The sequence below is a fragment of the Streptomyces sp. NBC_00582 genome (genome assembly GCF_036345155.1).
In the GTDB taxonomy this organism is placed as follows: Bacteria; Actinomycetota; Actinomycetes; order Streptomycetales; family Streptomycetaceae; genus Streptomyces.
On record NZ_CP107772.1, the window covers coordinates 9,371,979 to 9,385,553 of the forward strand.

The 13,575-nt window shown below is 72.9% G+C and carries 14 protein-coding genes; 6 read left to right on the plus strand and 8 right to left on the minus strand.

Features of this window, described 5'->3' with window-relative positions:
• Positions 1–8: 8 nt before the first annotated feature.
• Positions 9–1,115, minus strand: a complete 1,107-nt coding sequence (locus OG852_RS42400) for an alpha/beta hydrolase-fold protein (protein ID WP_443064615.1) — start codon at positions 1,113–1,115, stop codon at positions 9–11.
• A gap of 88 nt (positions 1,116–1,203) precedes the next feature.
• On the opposite strand from OG852_RS42400, the gene OG852_RS42405 reads away from it, so the two are divergent.
• The gene (locus tag OG852_RS42405) at positions 1,204–1,413 is read left to right on the plus strand and encodes an MbtH family protein (RefSeq protein WP_133913070.1); all 210 of its coding nucleotides are present in this window, start codon (positions 1,204–1,206) and stop codon (positions 1,411–1,413) included.
• Between the two features lie 21 nt (positions 1,414–1,434).
• Positions 1,435–1,947 carry a GNAT family N-acetyltransferase gene (locus tag OG852_RS42410; RefSeq protein WP_133913071.1) on the plus strand — a complete coding sequence of 171 codons (513 nt, stop codon included), beginning with the start codon at positions 1,435–1,437 and terminating at the stop codon, positions 1,945–1,947.
• A gap of 50 nt (positions 1,948–1,997) precedes the next feature.
• Here OG852_RS42410 and argB read toward each other — a convergent pair whose 3' ends face one another.
• Both argB and OG852_RS42420 read right to left on the minus strand, forming a co-directional pair.
• Positions 1,998–2,888, minus strand: coding sequence for an acetylglutamate kinase (gene argB, locus OG852_RS42415; RefSeq protein ID WP_330350654.1), 891 nt, complete (start codon positions 2,886–2,888; stop codon positions 1,998–2,000).
• A 160-nt stretch (positions 2,889–3,048) separates the two neighbouring features.
• Entirely contained in the window at positions 3,049–4,389 is a 1,341-nt protein-coding gene (locus OG852_RS42420; RefSeq protein ID WP_330350655.1) for a jacalin-like lectin, read from the minus strand.
• Between the two features lie 401 nt (positions 4,390–4,790).
• Here OG852_RS42420 and OG852_RS42425 point away from each other — a divergent pair, with 401 nt between their 5' ends.
• A complete protein-coding gene (locus tag OG852_RS42425) occupies positions 4,791–5,087 on the plus strand; it encodes a hypothetical protein (RefSeq protein WP_133913074.1) in 297 nt (98 codons plus the stop codon).
• Between the two features lie 31 nt (positions 5,088–5,118).
• On the opposite strand, the gene OG852_RS42430 is transcribed toward OG852_RS42425, so the two are convergent.
• On the minus strand, positions 5,119–6,210 hold the full coding sequence (locus OG852_RS42430; RefSeq protein WP_330350656.1) for a GNAT family N-acetyltransferase: 1,092 nt from the start codon (positions 6,208–6,210) through the stop codon (positions 5,119–5,121).
• A gap of 236 nt (positions 6,211–6,446) precedes the next feature.
• Here OG852_RS42430 and OG852_RS42435 point away from each other — a divergent pair, with 236 nt between their 5' ends.
• Both OG852_RS42435 and OG852_RS42440 read left to right on the plus strand, forming a co-directional pair.
• On the plus strand, positions 6,447–6,977 hold the full coding sequence (locus tag OG852_RS42435) for an EVE domain-containing protein (RefSeq protein ID WP_330350657.1): 531 nt from the start codon (positions 6,447–6,449) through the stop codon (positions 6,975–6,977).
• 36 nt (positions 6,978–7,013) lie between these two features.
• The gene (locus OG852_RS42440) at positions 7,014–8,333 is read left to right on the plus strand and encodes a hypothetical protein (protein WP_330350658.1); all 1,320 of its coding nucleotides are present in this window, start codon (positions 7,014–7,016) and stop codon (positions 8,331–8,333) included.
• Positions 8,334–8,363: 30 nt separating this feature from the next.
• On the opposite strand, the gene OG852_RS42445 is transcribed toward OG852_RS42440, so the two are convergent.
• Entirely contained in the window at positions 8,364–9,521 is a 1,158-nt protein-coding gene (locus OG852_RS42445) for a globin domain-containing protein (RefSeq protein WP_330350659.1), read from the minus strand.
• Between the two features lie 314 nt (positions 9,522–9,835).
• On the opposite strand from OG852_RS42445, the gene OG852_RS42450 reads away from it, so the two are divergent.
• Positions 9,836–10,522, plus strand: coding sequence for a response regulator (locus OG852_RS42450; protein WP_133913078.1), 687 nt, complete (start codon positions 9,836–9,838; stop codon positions 10,520–10,522).
• Between the two features lie 16 nt (positions 10,523–10,538).
• Here the strand turns inward: OG852_RS42450 and narI are convergent, their stop codons facing one another.
• The 3 genes from narI to narH are packed head-to-tail and all read right to left on the minus strand — an operon-like array spanning position 10,539 to position 13,575.
• On the minus strand, positions 10,539–11,279 hold the full coding sequence (gene narI, locus OG852_RS42455; protein ID WP_133913079.1) for a respiratory nitrate reductase subunit gamma: 741 nt from the start codon (positions 11,277–11,279) through the stop codon (positions 10,539–10,541).
• A complete protein-coding gene (gene narJ, locus OG852_RS42460) occupies positions 11,276–12,055 on the minus strand; it encodes a nitrate reductase molybdenum cofactor assembly chaperone (protein ID WP_330350660.1) in 780 nt (259 codons plus the stop codon). The genes narI and narJ overlap by 4 nt, the downstream gene beginning before the upstream one ends.
• Positions 12,052–13,575: a nitrate reductase subunit beta gene (gene narH / locus OG852_RS42465; protein WP_330350661.1), complete on the minus strand. Its 1,524-nt coding sequence runs from the start codon at positions 13,573–13,575 to the stop codon at positions 12,052–12,054. The genes narJ and narH overlap by 4 nt, the downstream gene beginning before the upstream one ends.

Here is a 13,575-nt window from a genome sequence, read left to right on the forward strand (position 1 = left end):
CCGCGGCACTAGCCGAGGGCCCAGGCGACATCCCTGAGCAGGGCGTGCCGCCAGCCCGCGCGGTCGTGGCCGGACGCCGACCGGGACACCCGTACGGTGGCGCCGGCCTGTTCGGTCAGCGTCTCGGTCAGGGCGCAGTGGGGCAGCATCCGCGTCTCGTGCTCGCCGACGTCGAACGCGACCCGCAGACCCGACAGGTCGGGTCGCGCGCGCAGGCGCTCGGCGAGGGCGCCGCCGACCGGACCGCCCAGCGGGTCGGCGAGATCCATGGCGTCGGGCGTCCACCAGAACGACCCCGACTGGCAGGCGACTCGGGACACCAGCTCCGGGAACTCCAGGGCCGCGTACAGGGCGCTGAGCCCGCCGAGGCTCTGCCCGGCGACCACCAGCCGCTCCGGGTCGGCGGGTACGCCGGACTCCACGACCAGCGGCAGCAGTTCGTCGCGGACCCCCTCCCACAGCTCGGGCCGGCACGCGAACTCGGCCGCCCGGTCCTTGGCCGGCAGGAGGACGAGGGTGACCGGGGGCAGCTCACCGGCGGCGACGGCCGCGTCGAAGGCGGTCATGGCCGGATGCAGGTACAGCCAGTCGTCCCCGTCGAGGAGCAGGACGACCGGTCCGCCGCCCCCCGCCGGATGGACGCGTACGGTGCGCCGCCCGCCGAACCGTCGACCGGCCCAGCGGATCCGGGTGAGCGGCACGGGCAGCACGGCGTCGGCGCCGACGACGGGCCAGTACGGCTGGGGCGGGGCGTCCGGTGTCGCGGCGATGGAGCGGTCGCCGCCGGCGCCGACCGGGTTGAAGGGGTCGGCGTACGCCGCGTCCCCCACGAGGAACTGGTAGGTCACCCGCAGTCGTGCGGGCATGGGCACCCGGGCGTACCAGCAGTCCGAGTCGCCCCACCGGCGCAGCGGCACCGGCTCCGACCAGCTCTCGAAACCGACGCTCGCCTCGGACCCGCGCCACAGGAACAGGGTCAGCCAGCCGCCGTCGTCCGCGGGGATCGACGCGGGGGTCGACGCCGCTGCCCAGAACGCGTCGGTGCCGGGTGTGCCCGGCAGCCCGAACTCGGCGAAACCGTCGGTCACTTCGGCGGCGAGGCCCGGCATGAACATCTCCTTGTGAGGGGGAAGGGGAAGAGGTTAGGCTCGAGTCAATTAGGCGAGGCTAACCTAATCTCGACCTCTGTGGGAGGCACTCAGCATGAGCACCAACCCCTTCGACGACGCCGAAGGCCGTTTCCTGGTCCTGGTGAACGACGAGGGCCAGCACTCGCTCTGGCCGTCCTTCGCCGAGGTGCCCGGAGGGTGGACCGTCGTCTTCGACGAGAACACCCGCGAGGCGTGCCTGGAGTACGTGGAGACGCACTGGACCGACCTGCGGCCCCGGTCCCTCGCCGCGTCCACGGACTAGGTGAGGCTGCCGCACCTCGTGATGCCGACCACGGCTCTGCCGCACCCCGTCCCGCCGTACGCGCTCCTCCCGGCGACACCGCTCGTCCGCACCGCCTGCCCCGAGGACGCCACCGCCCTCGCGGCCCTGTCCCGTCCCTTCGTGCGCGCGGGGGCGCTGCGCGAGCGGCCGCTGTCGCTGTACGCGGCCCACGCGGCCGACTTCCTGGTGGTGGAAGCCCTCGACGGCACGCTCGAGGGATGTCTGGGTCTACGGGTCCACCCGGACGGCGACCGGGCCCCGGCCGGTGTGCTGTACAACTTCTGTGTGGCCCGCCACCGGCAGGGACGCGGCACCGGGGCGCACCTTCTGCGGGCGGCCCTGGCCACGGCCCGAGCCCGGTCGCTGGGCGCCCTGTTCACGGCGACGACCGGCGACGGGGGCCTCTTCCTGCGGCACGGGTTCACATCGACGAGCCCGCGTCCGGCCCCCGTCGAGTGGGTCGGGTCCCTGGACCCGCGGCGCAACGCGCGGATCCTCGCCAGGGCGTTGTAGGCGCGTACGCGCCCGGATGTCCGGGTGGGCTCCCGCCGGGGTCGCGGAGCTCACCCGCCCGTCCGGTGCGGACCGTCGTCCGGCACCACGGTGGTGCCGGTCCGCTCCTCGCCGAGAAGACCCCGCAGCAGCGCGTGCGGCACCCGCCCGTCGAGCACCTGCGCCCGGTGCACGCCGGCCCGTACGGCCCGCAGGCAACCCTCCATCTTCGGCAGCATCCCCGACGCCAACTCCGGCAGCATCGCCTCCAGTTGATCTGCCGTCAGCAGGTCGATCACCTCGGTGCCGTGCGGCCAGTCGGCGTACAGGCCCGCCACGTCGGTGAGCACCACCAGACGGGCGGCGCCGAGGGCCGCGGCCAGGGCCGCTGCCGCGAGGTCCGCGTTGATGTTGTAGACCTCCCCGTCCGCGCCGCGCGCCACGGGCGACATCACGGGGATGTGTCCCTGTGCCAGCAGCGCCCGCACCGCGCCCGGGTTCACGTCGACGATGTCGCCGACCAGACCGATGTCCACCGGGCGGCCGTCCACCCGGGCCGGCCGGCGCACGGCGGTCATCGTGTGCGCGTCCTCGCCCGTGAGGCCCACGGCGAAGGGCCCGTGGCTGTTGATGTGCCCGACCAGGTCCCGCTGGACCCGGCCCGTCAGCACCATGCGCACCACGTCCATGGTCTCGGGCGTGGTCACCCTGAGACCCGCCTCGAAACGGCTCTCCAGGCCGAGACGGTCGAGCATCGCGCTGATCTGCGGACCTCCGCCGTGGACGACGACCGGGCGCAGGCCCGCGTGCCACAGCGCCACGACGTCCCGGGCGAAGGCCCGTTGGAGCCCGCCGTCCACCATGGCGTTGCCGCCGTACTTGACGACGACCGTGCTGCCCCGGAGCTCCTCGGTCGGCCGGAGCGCACCGGCCGAGGACTCCCCGTACGTATGATCCGCCATGGGCGAATCCCTCCCCTGACGGCGTGCCGCACGGAACTGGACCCAAGATTCTATTAGCTTAGCCTAACCTAATCTTGAATGCCTGGTCTCGCATGGGGAGGGACGCGCCACCGGCGTGGTCGCCCGGCCCGGGTGGAGCGGTCGGCGCCGGGCGGGGCGGTCAGCGCTGGGTGTAGATGAAGCCGACCTTGTCCACCTCGTCGCCCGAGCGGCCGTGGAAGCCGGCGATCTGCCAGCCGCTGGGCGCGGTGCGCGTCACGCAGTCGGAGGTCGTGGTGCCGCCGGCCAGGGTGCGGCCGAGGTTGGTCGTGAACCTGGCGTAGAAGATCCGCGTGTGGCCGTCCTTCTCGGCCTGGCACAGGTACGCCGTCGTCACGTACTCACCGCTGCCGAGCGTCAGCGAGGACGCGGTGCCGCCCGTCCCGCCGTGGGTGAGGGTGGTGCCGTTCGACAGGGTGACGCCGAGCTGGTCGACCCGGGAGCCCGCCCGCAGGGCGATGGTGGAGGCGCGGGCGCCGGCCGGAACGCGGTCGATGTCGTTGTAGTAGTCGCCGTGCGGGCCGCCGAACTGGTCGCTGAGCTGGAAGGCGGAGGCGCGCGACCAGGTGAAGCCGACCGTGATCGGGTCGTGGTCGGAGAGCATCAGCCCGTCGGAGGTGAGGAACTTGGCGTGCTCGTTGTTGTAGGTCGTGGCGTTCAGCGAGACGAGCTTGCTGCCCCGGTAGAGGACCTTGTCGACGACCTCGCAGGTGTTGGGGACCGTCGCCCCCGACTGGTCGCAGACCAGGGCGTCACTGCCCTTGGCGGGCGCGCTGCCGCCGCGGATGAGCTGGACCCAGGCGTCGGTCAGGCCGTTGGAGGCGGCGAACTCGGCGATGGTGTCGCCGCTGCGGGTGTAGCGCGTGTTGGTGTCGCCCATCACCACGACCGCGTTCCCGGCGGAGTGGGTCGAGATGAACTCGGTGAGCTGGCTGAGGTTGTCGGCGCGGGCGGCGAGGTCGTCGTCGTTGGTGCCCGCGTTGGTGTGCAGGTTGTAGAAGTCGACGTACACGCCCTCGGCGAGCCGCTCGCGCATGAAGGTGAAGCCCTTGGGGGTCAGGCAGTCGCCCGAGCCGTAGGTGCAGGAGTCCCAGCCGACCCGCTCGAAGTCGTCCGCGTCGTACGGGATCTTCGACAGCGTGTTGAGCCCGCTGCCGATGCCCGCGCCGCCGCTGGTCGCGGTGCGGTAGGCGTGCGCGGTGTCCGCCGCGTACAGGTAGGCGTGGTAGTTGAAGTCCTCCTGCGCGTGCACGATGTCGTACGGAGCGATCCGCTGGCCGATGGCCGTGGTGCTGGACTCGCGGGGCGTGGACGAGCTGTTGATCGCCGCGGGCAGCCCGGCCACGTTGTAGCTGAGGACGCTGAAGGTGCCCGAGTCGGCGGCCGCGGCGGGCGGTGCGGCCACGGCGAGCCCGCCGAGAACGGCGGCCGTCGCCGCCAGGCAGGCGAGGAGTCTGCGCATGGGGTGTGTCTCCTGGGGGGAAAGCGGTTGCGAGTTGAATATGGCGGAAGTTACCGCTGGTTACCCCGGGTGTGTCCAGAGTTCGCGCGCTCTTTCGGAGGAGTCGCCGGGCGTACACGGATGATTCGGATTCCCGTCACGCGGCGGATCGTCATCGTCCTCGTGCACAACTCGGGCCCATGGGGCGGAAGTTGCCATACTGTCGAGGGATGGCGCTGCATCACCACAGGCGAGTATCCGTGGCGGGTGAGGGTGGATGACGAGCGGGGGAGTCCGCGGGGTGCCGGCGTGCTGCTCGACGACCTGCGCGTCCTGACCTGTGCCCACGTCGTCGAGCGAGCCGGGGCCGCCCCGGGGGGCGCCGCCGACGGGGTACGGATCAGAAGGCCCAGCAGGCCTGGGTGAACCAGGGGGAGGGGTCCGCGTTCTCCGCCGACAGCGAGGTCACCCGCTACGACGACGCCGTGCAGCGACGGATCGCCGGGATGCTCCGGCCCGCCTCCGGCCACACCCTGTGCTTCGGCGCCGCCGACGCGATGGTCCCCGATGTGTCGGCCGCCTTCTACCGGGCCGTCCTCGACCACGCGACCGGCGCGACGGAGGATCCCACCCGTCTCCTCGACGCGCTCGACGACGTCCAGGAGGAGTTCGGCGCGTCCCCGGTCCCCCCGGACAAGCTCTGCGCCGAGCCGGCCTGATCAGGGCCGTACCGGTCGCGGTCGGGCCCGGTCAGCGGTGGCGCAGTGTTCCGACGGTGTGCAGGGCGCGGACGGCGGCCCTCTTCAGGGCCGGGTGGGTGCGGACCAGATGGTGGGCCACGCGCAGGGGCTCGTGGCGCAGCCAGTGGAGGGCGGCGGCGGGGTCGGCCGTCCTCAGGGCTCCCTCGTGGACCAGGAGGTCTCCGGTCTTGAACGAGTTCTTGTACGGCGCGTCGCCCCGGCCGAAGTCCACCAGCCGGATGCCGGACTCGGCGGCGGCCTCGATCATGCGCAGGTAGAGGATGCGGCCGGGGGAGTAGCCGGCGAACGCCCGGTCGTACGCGGGGAACCAGCAGGAGAGGACCGTACGGGAGCGCAGGCCGAAGTGGGCGGCGACGGGCCGGCCGGCCGCGTAGAGCACGGAGAGCGTGCCCGTGCAGTCCGCGGCCGTGGTCGCGGACAGAGTGTCCACGAGCCGGGCGATCCAGGGCTGCGCGAAGGGGTCGCGGCGGCCGGTGCGGCGGTACTGGGCCGACTTCCAGGCGATCAGGGCCCGCAGCGCCGCCCCGCTCCGGTCGTCCTGGACGAAGCGCACCGGACCGGCGTTCCGGGCCAGCCGGCGCTCCTGGGACCGGGCCGTCTTCAGGAAGCCGCGGGCATGGGCGTGCAGATGGCGCTCGTAGGCCTCGAACCCGGGGGTGAGGTCGACGACCGGGGACGCGAACCGGCCCGTCGCGTAGGGCAGGAAGAGGTCCTGACCGCTTTCGAGGTGGTTGAACTCCCAGGTGCTCAGCGCGCAGGCACGCATGAGCTGGTGCGGGTCGAGCCGCAGGTCGGGGTCGAGGACGGCGCCCTGGCAGTCGGAGACGCCCAGGCCGACGGCCCGGCCGCAGCCCCAACGGCTCCTCTGGTACGGGAAGTAGCCGACGGTACGGCCGCCCCGTCGGAGGACGGCCACCCGGGTGTCGTCGCGCACCCGGCCGACGGCCTGGCTGAACTGGGCGCTCATGAAGGGGTTCGCGGCGGTCGTGGTCGCGGCCCGCAGCTCGTTCCAGCGGTCGAGGTCCGCGGCGGTCAGATCACGGGCGTGGACGATGGCGATACGGGGAGCGGTGGTGGTCATGGCTCGTCCATCGTCGAGGAGACGCACAGGTCAGGGGTCCGGAACGGGAAAACTGCCGCATGTGAACGTTCAGCCGAGGACTCACGGGGACGGGTGAAACCGTGCGCCACGACCACAAGATCCCGCGCACCCACCCGGTGATCCGCCGGTCGGTGCGCATACATGACGCCGGATGACAGGTTTGGCCCGGAGGATCGGACGCGTCAGGACGAACGCCCAGGACGTGAGGAGTCCCCGTGCGCAGCCACCAGACCGTCATCCCTCCGGAGGACGCGGAACCCCTCCGCGCGGAACCCTTCGGCGACGAACCCGTTCCGGTCGAACGGGCCTGGCTCGGGATGGTGTCGGCCGAGCACGCCCGCCTCGCGAGCCGGTACGGCTGGATCCAGCTCAACCACGGGGCCCGGCGCAACCTCGTCCGTCTGCGCCGGGGCGACGGGTTCGTCTTCTACTCGCCCACCGAACGCATGGGGGACAGGGCGAAGCTGCGTGCCTTCACGGCGCTGGGGAGGGTCGCCGACGACGAGCCCCACCTGGCCGAGGAGGCCATGGACATGGGCGCCCGAGGCATCGTGCGGCCCTGGCGCCGGTCCGTCGACTTCGCCGAGGTGCGCCCCGTCGACCTGCACACCGTCACCCACGACCTGGCCCTGACCCGGGAGCGGAACTGGGGGTACGGCCTGCGCCTCGGGCTGCTGCCGCTGGCCGTCGAGGACTACGCGCTGCTGGGCGCCGCGATGCTGAGGGGCCCGGGCCCCGCCTCCTGAGACCCGTTGTCAGTGGCGCGGTGCAGGATGCGGATCATGACGTCGAATCCGACTGTGCCGCTGACCCTGCCCGCCTCCCTGATGGAAGCCCGCCGGGTCGATCCGGCCTGTGACGGGTGGGGGTTCGTGGTCCATCACGCCGTGGCCACGGCGGCCGGGGACACCTACGTGGTCTCCGGCGCGGGCCGCTACCGCCGGGAGGCCGAAGGGGCGACGGACCCCGGCGAACAGAACTTCCGCTGCCGGATGATCACCCGGTACGGCGGCGACGGACGGCCCGTCGCCGTGGCCCTGTACGGGCAGTCGAGGCCGGACGGTACGCCCTCGGCGGTCGAGGAGGGCAGCGAGCCGACGCTCGCGGTCCTCCCGGACGGGACCGTGGCGGTGAGCTCCAAGCCGGGAAGCACCTGTCTCATCTCCTCCGACCTGAGCCGGGTCCTGGCCGCCTGGCCGCTGCCCTGGGGCTGGGAGGAGGAGAAGGAGCGCAACGGCGACCCCTACGCCGCGTCGATATCCGTCACCCCCGCCGGCCGGCTGCTGTGCGTGACCTCCGAGTTCGGGCTGAGCGACACCGCCGGAGCCCATCCGAACATCGTCGCCCTCTCCGAGCCCGGCGCCCCGCTCGCCCCCGGCTCCAAGACCCCGCTCCGGGCCCTCGCCACCCACGACGCGCGCACCGGCCGCCAGACCGACGCCGACCTCCACCCCCATGTCCGCTTCCGGGACGCCCCGGTGGGGCGCGACCACCGGCCCTCGCCCTCGCTGACCGAGATCGTCTCCCGGGACGCCCAGCACCCCGACGACTACGGCGACTGCACGCTGGGCCGGCCGGCGGCCCTCGGCGACGACCTGTTCGTCGTCCCCGTCTTCGGACGGATCCACCGCGCCGGCAACCGCGGCCAGGTCTTCACCTTCCTGCTCCTCGACGACCGGGGAGCGGTCCGGGGCCGCCTGGAGGGGCTCGACCGGTACGAGGACAGCCCGTTCACCGGCTTCTGCTTCACCGTGGTGGCCGACCCGTACCGCGCACGGGCCTTCCACCTCAACCGCCACGGCCTGTACGCCTGGAGCGCCGACGGCCGGCTGCGCTCCCGGATGTCCACCGCGCACAAGCCGTACAAGGCCCTCACCCACTTCACGCTCCTGGAGACCTCGCCCGCCGGGGAACTCCTCCTCGCCCACCGCAAGCAGCACCTGCTCCTGCGCGTACCGGTCCCGGGGGACCTCGACGGCCTCGCGAGCGCGGTGGAGGGGGCCCTGAAGAGCTACGCCCGCGGACGCGCGGCCTGGAAGAAGGAGTACGGCCCGGTGAACTGGCACTGGGTGGACGACTCCGCCCGGGTGCACGCCCTGTGAACCCGGGGCCGGAGCCGTCCGGAGCCCGCCTCAGGCCGTCGGGGCGGGCAGCCACAGGTCGGGGCCGAAGACCTCGTAGCGGATCCGCGGCGCCGGGACCCCGGCGCGGAGCAGCGCGCCCCGGACCTCGCGCATGAAGGGCAGCGGGCCGCACAGGAACACCGTCGCGTCCGCGGGCAGTTCGATGCCGTCCAGGTCCATCAGCCCGGCCCGGGCATCGGGTTCCTCCGACCCGGGCCGCTCGTACCAGAACGTGGCCCGGGCATCGGGCAGCCGCTCGACGAGCGCACGGGTCTCGGCGCGCAGGGCGTGCTCGGCGGGGGAGCGGTCGGCGTGCAGGACCAGCACCGGGCGGGCCGACCCGATGCCGGCGAGATGGGCCAGGACGCCGGCCATGGGCGTGCAGCCGATGCCCGCGGAGACCAGGACCACCGGGGTGCCGGCGTCGGCGGGCTCGTCGAGGAAGATGTCACCGAACGGCGCCGACAGCATCAGCTCGTCCCCCGCGCGGACCTGGTCGTGCAGCAGGGCGGACACCTCCCCGTCCGGCGCGCAGGACAGGCTGTACTGACGGAGCTGACGCATCCCGTCGGGCATCCGGACCCGCACGCTCACGTACTGGCCCGCCCGGGCCCGCGGCGCCGGCGCGCCGTCGGCGGGGCGCAGCAGGAAGGACACCACGTCCGGGGTCTCCTCCCGGCGTTCGACGACCGTCCAGGGCCGCCACACCTCGCCGGGCTCGACCCCCGCGTCCCGGTAGAGCCGGGCCTCCCGCCCGATCAGCGCCCCGGCCATCAGCCAGTACACCTCGTCCCAGGCGGCCGCCACCTCCGGGGTGACCGCGTCGCCGAGCACCTCGGCGATCGCCCCGAACAGGTACTTGTGGACGATCGTGTACTGGTCGTCGGTGACCCCGACCGCGGCGTGCTTGTGCGCGATCCGGTCCAGGAGCGCGTCGGGACGGGCGTCCGGATCGGCCAGCAGCGCGGTCGCGAACCCGGCGATCGACCCGGCCAGCGCCTGCCGCTGGGCGCCGCTCGCCTGGTTGCCGCGGTTGAACATCCCGTCGAGCAGCTCCGGCCGGTCGCGGAACATGGTGGCGTAGAAACGCGTCGTGATCTCGTCGAGTGCTCCGGCGACCGCGGGCAGGGTGGCACGGACGACGGCGGCGGATTCTGCGGACAGCATGGAGCCTCCCGGGGAGGGCGTGAGAAGGGGATGGGCGCCGCTTCGGATCGGTGCGGTGCACCTCTGTGTAGCAGGCGAAAGCCCGGATCCCGGCGCCGATCGGCCGTCCGGGGCGAAAAGGGGACCAACGGCCCCATCGGTCCGGGAACAACGGCCCGGCGGGCGTTCGCGCCCCGGGGGCTCATGGCGGGACACGACCGCCTTTCGGCCCAGTGGACCCGTGGGCAGTAGGGCCGACCGGCCCTGGCCGTCCGGCCCCGGATGGCGCAAGATCTTCACAGGACACGTCTGACGGCACGAACGAGGAGCATCCGATGGCGGACGCCGAGCGCCCCGACACCCCGATCAGGGTCTTCCTGCTGGACGACCACGAGGTGGTGCGGCGCGGGGTGCGCGACCTGTTGAACGACGAACCGGACATCACCGTGGTCGGTGAGGCGGGCACGGTCGAACAGGCCCTCGTCCGGGTGCCCGCGCTGCGCCCGCAGGTGGCCGTGCTCGACGTACGGCTGCCGGACGGCGACGGCGTGACCGTCTGCCGCGAGCTGCGGTCGAGCATGCCGGAGCTGGCCTGTCTGATGCTGACCTCGTTCGACGACGAGGAGGCGCTGCTCGACTCGATCATGGCCGGCGCCTCGGGTTATGTGCTCAAGCAGATCCAGGGCACGGACCTGGTCTCGGCGGTCCGTACGGTGGCCGCGGGCCAGTCGCTGCTCGACCCCAGCGCCACCACCCGGCTCATGGCACGGCTGCGCCAGGGTCAGGAGCCGGAGCCCGAGCCGGACGCCCTGCCGGGCCTGACCGACCGGGAACGGGAGATCCTCGCCCTCATCGGTGAGGGGCTGACCAACCGCCAGATCGGGCAGCGGCTCTACTTGGCCGAGAAGACGGTCAAGAACCACATCTCCCGGCTGCTCGCCAAACTCGGTGTGGAACGGCGCATCCAGGCCGCCGTCATCGCCACCCAGGCCCAGGACCGGCTCCGGGAGAAGGGCCACTGACCCCCTCGGCCCCGTGTCAGGCGGCCCGCCGGGGGCCGGCGGCCGGGCGGCCTCGGCCCCCGGCCTGCGGCACCGCGGCGGGCGCGGCCCGCCGGCGGTAGACCACATAGGGCCGGACGAGGTAGCCGACCGGGGCGCTCCACACATGCACCAGCCGGGTGAACGGCCAGGCGGCGAAGAGGAGACAGGCGCTCAGGGCGTGGAGCTGGAACAGCAGGGGCGCCCCGGCGATCGCCTCGGGCTGCGGCCGCAGGGCGAACAGCCCCCGGAACCAGACCGAGACGGTGGAGCGGTAGTCGTACCCCGCGCCGAACACGTTGTGGGCGGCGGTCGCGGAGATGCCGAGCAGGACGGTGGCGGACAGCAGCGGGAAGAGCACCTTGTCGCTGCGGTCGGTGCCGAGGCGGATCCGCCGGGTCAGGAGACGGCGGGCGCAGAGCATGCCGAGCCCGGTGACCATCGCGAGGCCGGCGACCGACCCCGCCCAGACGGCCGTGGTGTGGTACGTGTGTTCGTCGATGCCCGCGGACTCGGTCCACGAGGCCGGCACCGCCAGGCCCACCACATGCCCGGCGATCACCATGAACGCCCCCAGGTGGAACAGCGGGCTGCCCCAGCGCAGCCAGCGGTGTTCCAGGAGCTGGCTGGTGTGGGTGGTCCAGCCGAACTGGTCGTGCCGGTACCGCCACACGTGCCCGACCACGAACACGGCGAGACAGACGTAGGGCACGGCGACCCACAGCAGCAGATCGTTCATCGCGGGTCTTCCTCACGGCTGGTCGGAGCGGGTGTCGTCGGCGGTACGAAGGCGTCCGGCGGCGCGAACTCACCGTTGCCGTAGGCGGTGTACGCGCCGTAGGGGTCGAGACCGACCTCCTCGTTCGGCGGGCCCTCGGCGACGAGCCGGTCCACCGCCGCCCGGTCCGCCTCGGTCGGCGGCGGCAGCAGGGTGAGCAGCGCGGCCAGGACGTGCCGGTACGGGGATCCGGCGTCGCTCAGGGAGCGATGGATGAGCTCCAGTCCGCGCCGGTGCCGGCGCAGCGGTGCCTCCCCGCCGCGGGGGCCGGCCAGGGCGGCGAACTCCAGCACGACCGGGAGGTGGTCCGGCAGTTCCCCGCCGTCCGTGTCCCAGCCGGCCGCCCGAAAGGACTGGTTGAGGGTGAGCAGGGCCATGCCCCGGCGGCGGGTGTCGCCGTGCAGGTAGTAGGTGAGGTAGAGGCCGCTCCGGCGGCGCAGGTCGAACATCTCGACGTAGTGGCGCTCCAGCGCCTCGCCCTCCTCACCGACGAGCCAGCCGGTGAAGGCGGTCAGGTGCTCGGCGGCGGGCGAGAGCGGCAGCGCCTCGACAGCGGCCCCCATCTCACCCCGTGCCGCGACGAGTTCGGCGTCCGGGTACTGCAACAGCAGCGAGCACAGCCGCAGCAGCAGGGCGCGGGTCTCGGTCTCCTCGGGGGTGAGCCGTGCCGGACGGCGTACGGCCGCCCGGACCCGGGTGCGCACCAGGGCGGGGATCGTCGAGGGCAAGGGGCTCATCGGTGGCCTCCGGCGGGGGTGTCGCGGCGCAGGGTGGGCATGCCGAGGTGGATCCGCCGGCCGTCGGCGCCGGAGGACTCCACCGGGCAGCGGTTCTCCATCGCGCTCAGCGCGGCCGCGTCCTCCTTGTGCGCCGCGGGGACGACGTACCGGTCGGCGTACTTCGCGACGGCGAGCAGCCGGTGCAGGTCCTCCGCCTCGCGCGGGGTCAGCCCCACGGCCTTCAGCGCGCGGTCGTCGCCGCTCTCGCCGAGGGTGCGTTCGCGCATGTACGAGCGGAGCGCGGTGAGTTTCATCAGCACCCCGCCGACGACATCGGTGTCCCCTGCGGTGAACAGCTCGGCCAGGTACTCCAGCGGGATGCGCAGCCGGGTCACGGCGGCGAAGACGTGGTCGGGGTCGTCCTGGTCCCCGCCCGCCGCGTCGACGGCGTCGAGGACGGGGGAGAGCGGCGGGACGTACCAGACCATCGGCAGGGTGCGGTACTCCGGATGCAGCGGCAGCGCCACCCTGTACCGCAGGACCAGGTCGTACACGGGCGAGCGGCGGGCCGCCGCCAGCCAGTCCTCGGGGATCCCCGACTCCCGTGCCGCGGCGATCACCTCGGGGTCGTGCGGGTCGAGGAACACCCCGCGCTGGGCCTCCGGCAGGTCCTGCTCGTCGGGGGTCGCGGCGGCCTCGCCGACGCGGTCGGCGTCGTACAGGAGCAGCCCCAGGTAGCGCAGCCGGCCGACGCAGGTCTCGGAGCAGACGGTGGGCTGGCCGGCCTCGATGCGCGGGAAGCAGAAGGTGCACTTCTCGGCCTTGCCGGTGGCGTGGTTGACGTACACCTTCTTGTACGGGCACGCCGTCACGCACATCCGCCAGCCGCGGCAGCGGTCCTGGTCGACGAGGACGATGCCGTCCTCGACCCGCTTGTACAGCGCGCCGGACGGACACGCCGACACGCAGGCCGGGTTGAGGCAGTGCTCGCACAGCCGGGGCAGGTGGAAGAGGAAGGTCTGCTCGAACTCGAACTTCACCTTCCGCGCCCATTCCCCGCTGAGATTGGGGTCGCCGCCGGCGTGTTCGGGCGCCCCGCCCAGCCCGTCCTCCCAGTTGGCACCCCAGGTGATGGCGGTGGGCTGCCCGGTGAGGACCGAGCGCGGACGGGCGACGGGCATGTCCTTCTGGGCCGGGGCGCCGACGAGGTTGTCGTAGTCGTAGGTGACCGGCTCGTAGTAGTCCTCGATGGAGGGCAGGTCGGGGTTGGAGAAGAGGGACAGCAGGCGCCTGATCCGGCCGCCGGAGCGCAGGACGAGACGTCCGCGCCGGTCGAGCATCCAGCCGCCCTTCCACTGCTCCTGGTCCTCGTAGCGGCGGGGGTAGCCGACGCCGGGCTTGGTCTCGACGTTGTTGAACCAGGCGTACTCCACCCCGGTGCGGTTGCTCCAGGTCTGCTTGCAGGTGACCGAGCAGGTGTGGCAGCCGATGCACTTGTCGAGGTTCATCACCATCGCCGTCTGAGCCATGACGCGCAT

What these genes read in the sequence shown, in the direction of transcription:
- OG852_RS42400 (WP_443064615.1), bottom strand. Translation starts at nt 1,115, where the DNA reads ATGTTCATGCCGGGCCTCGCCGCCGAAGTGACCGACGGTTTCGCCGAG.
- OG852_RS42405 (WP_133913070.1), top strand. Translation starts at nt 1,204, where the DNA reads ATGAGCACCAACCCCTTCGACGACGCCGAAGGCCGTTTCCTGGTCCTG.
- OG852_RS42410 (WP_133913071.1), top strand. Translation starts at nt 1,435, where the DNA reads ATGCCGACCACGGCTCTGCCGCACCCCGTCCCGCCGTACGCGCTCCTC.
- argB (WP_330350654.1), bottom strand. Translation starts at nt 2,888, where the DNA reads ATGGCGGATCATACGTACGGGGAGTCCTCGGCCGGTGCGCTCCGGCCG.
- OG852_RS42420 (WP_330350655.1), bottom strand. Translation starts at nt 4,389, where the DNA reads ATGCGCAGACTCCTCGCCTGCCTGGCGGCGACGGCCGCCGTTCTCGGC.
- OG852_RS42430 (WP_330350656.1), bottom strand. Translation starts at nt 6,210, where the DNA reads ATGACCACCACCGCTCCCCGTATCGCCATCGTCCACGCCCGTGATCTG.
- OG852_RS42440 (WP_330350658.1), top strand. Translation starts at nt 7,014, where the DNA reads ATGACGTCGAATCCGACTGTGCCGCTGACCCTGCCCGCCTCCCTGATG.
- OG852_RS42445 (WP_330350659.1), bottom strand. Translation starts at nt 9,521, where the DNA reads ATGCTGTCCGCAGAATCCGCCGCCGTCGTCCGTGCCACCCTGCCCGCG.
- OG852_RS42450 (WP_133913078.1), top strand. Translation starts at nt 9,836, where the DNA reads ATGGCGGACGCCGAGCGCCCCGACACCCCGATCAGGGTCTTCCTGCTG.
- narI (WP_133913079.1), bottom strand. Translation starts at nt 11,279, where the DNA reads ATGAACGATCTGCTGCTGTGGGTCGCCGTGCCCTACGTCTGTCTCGCC.
- narJ (WP_330350660.1), bottom strand. Translation starts at nt 12,055, where the DNA reads ATGAGCCCCTTGCCCTCGACGATCCCCGCCCTGGTGCGCACCCGGGTC.
- narH (WP_330350661.1), bottom strand. Translation starts at nt 13,575, where the DNA reads ATGCGCGTCATGGCTCAGACGGCGATGGTGATGAACCTCGACAAGTGC.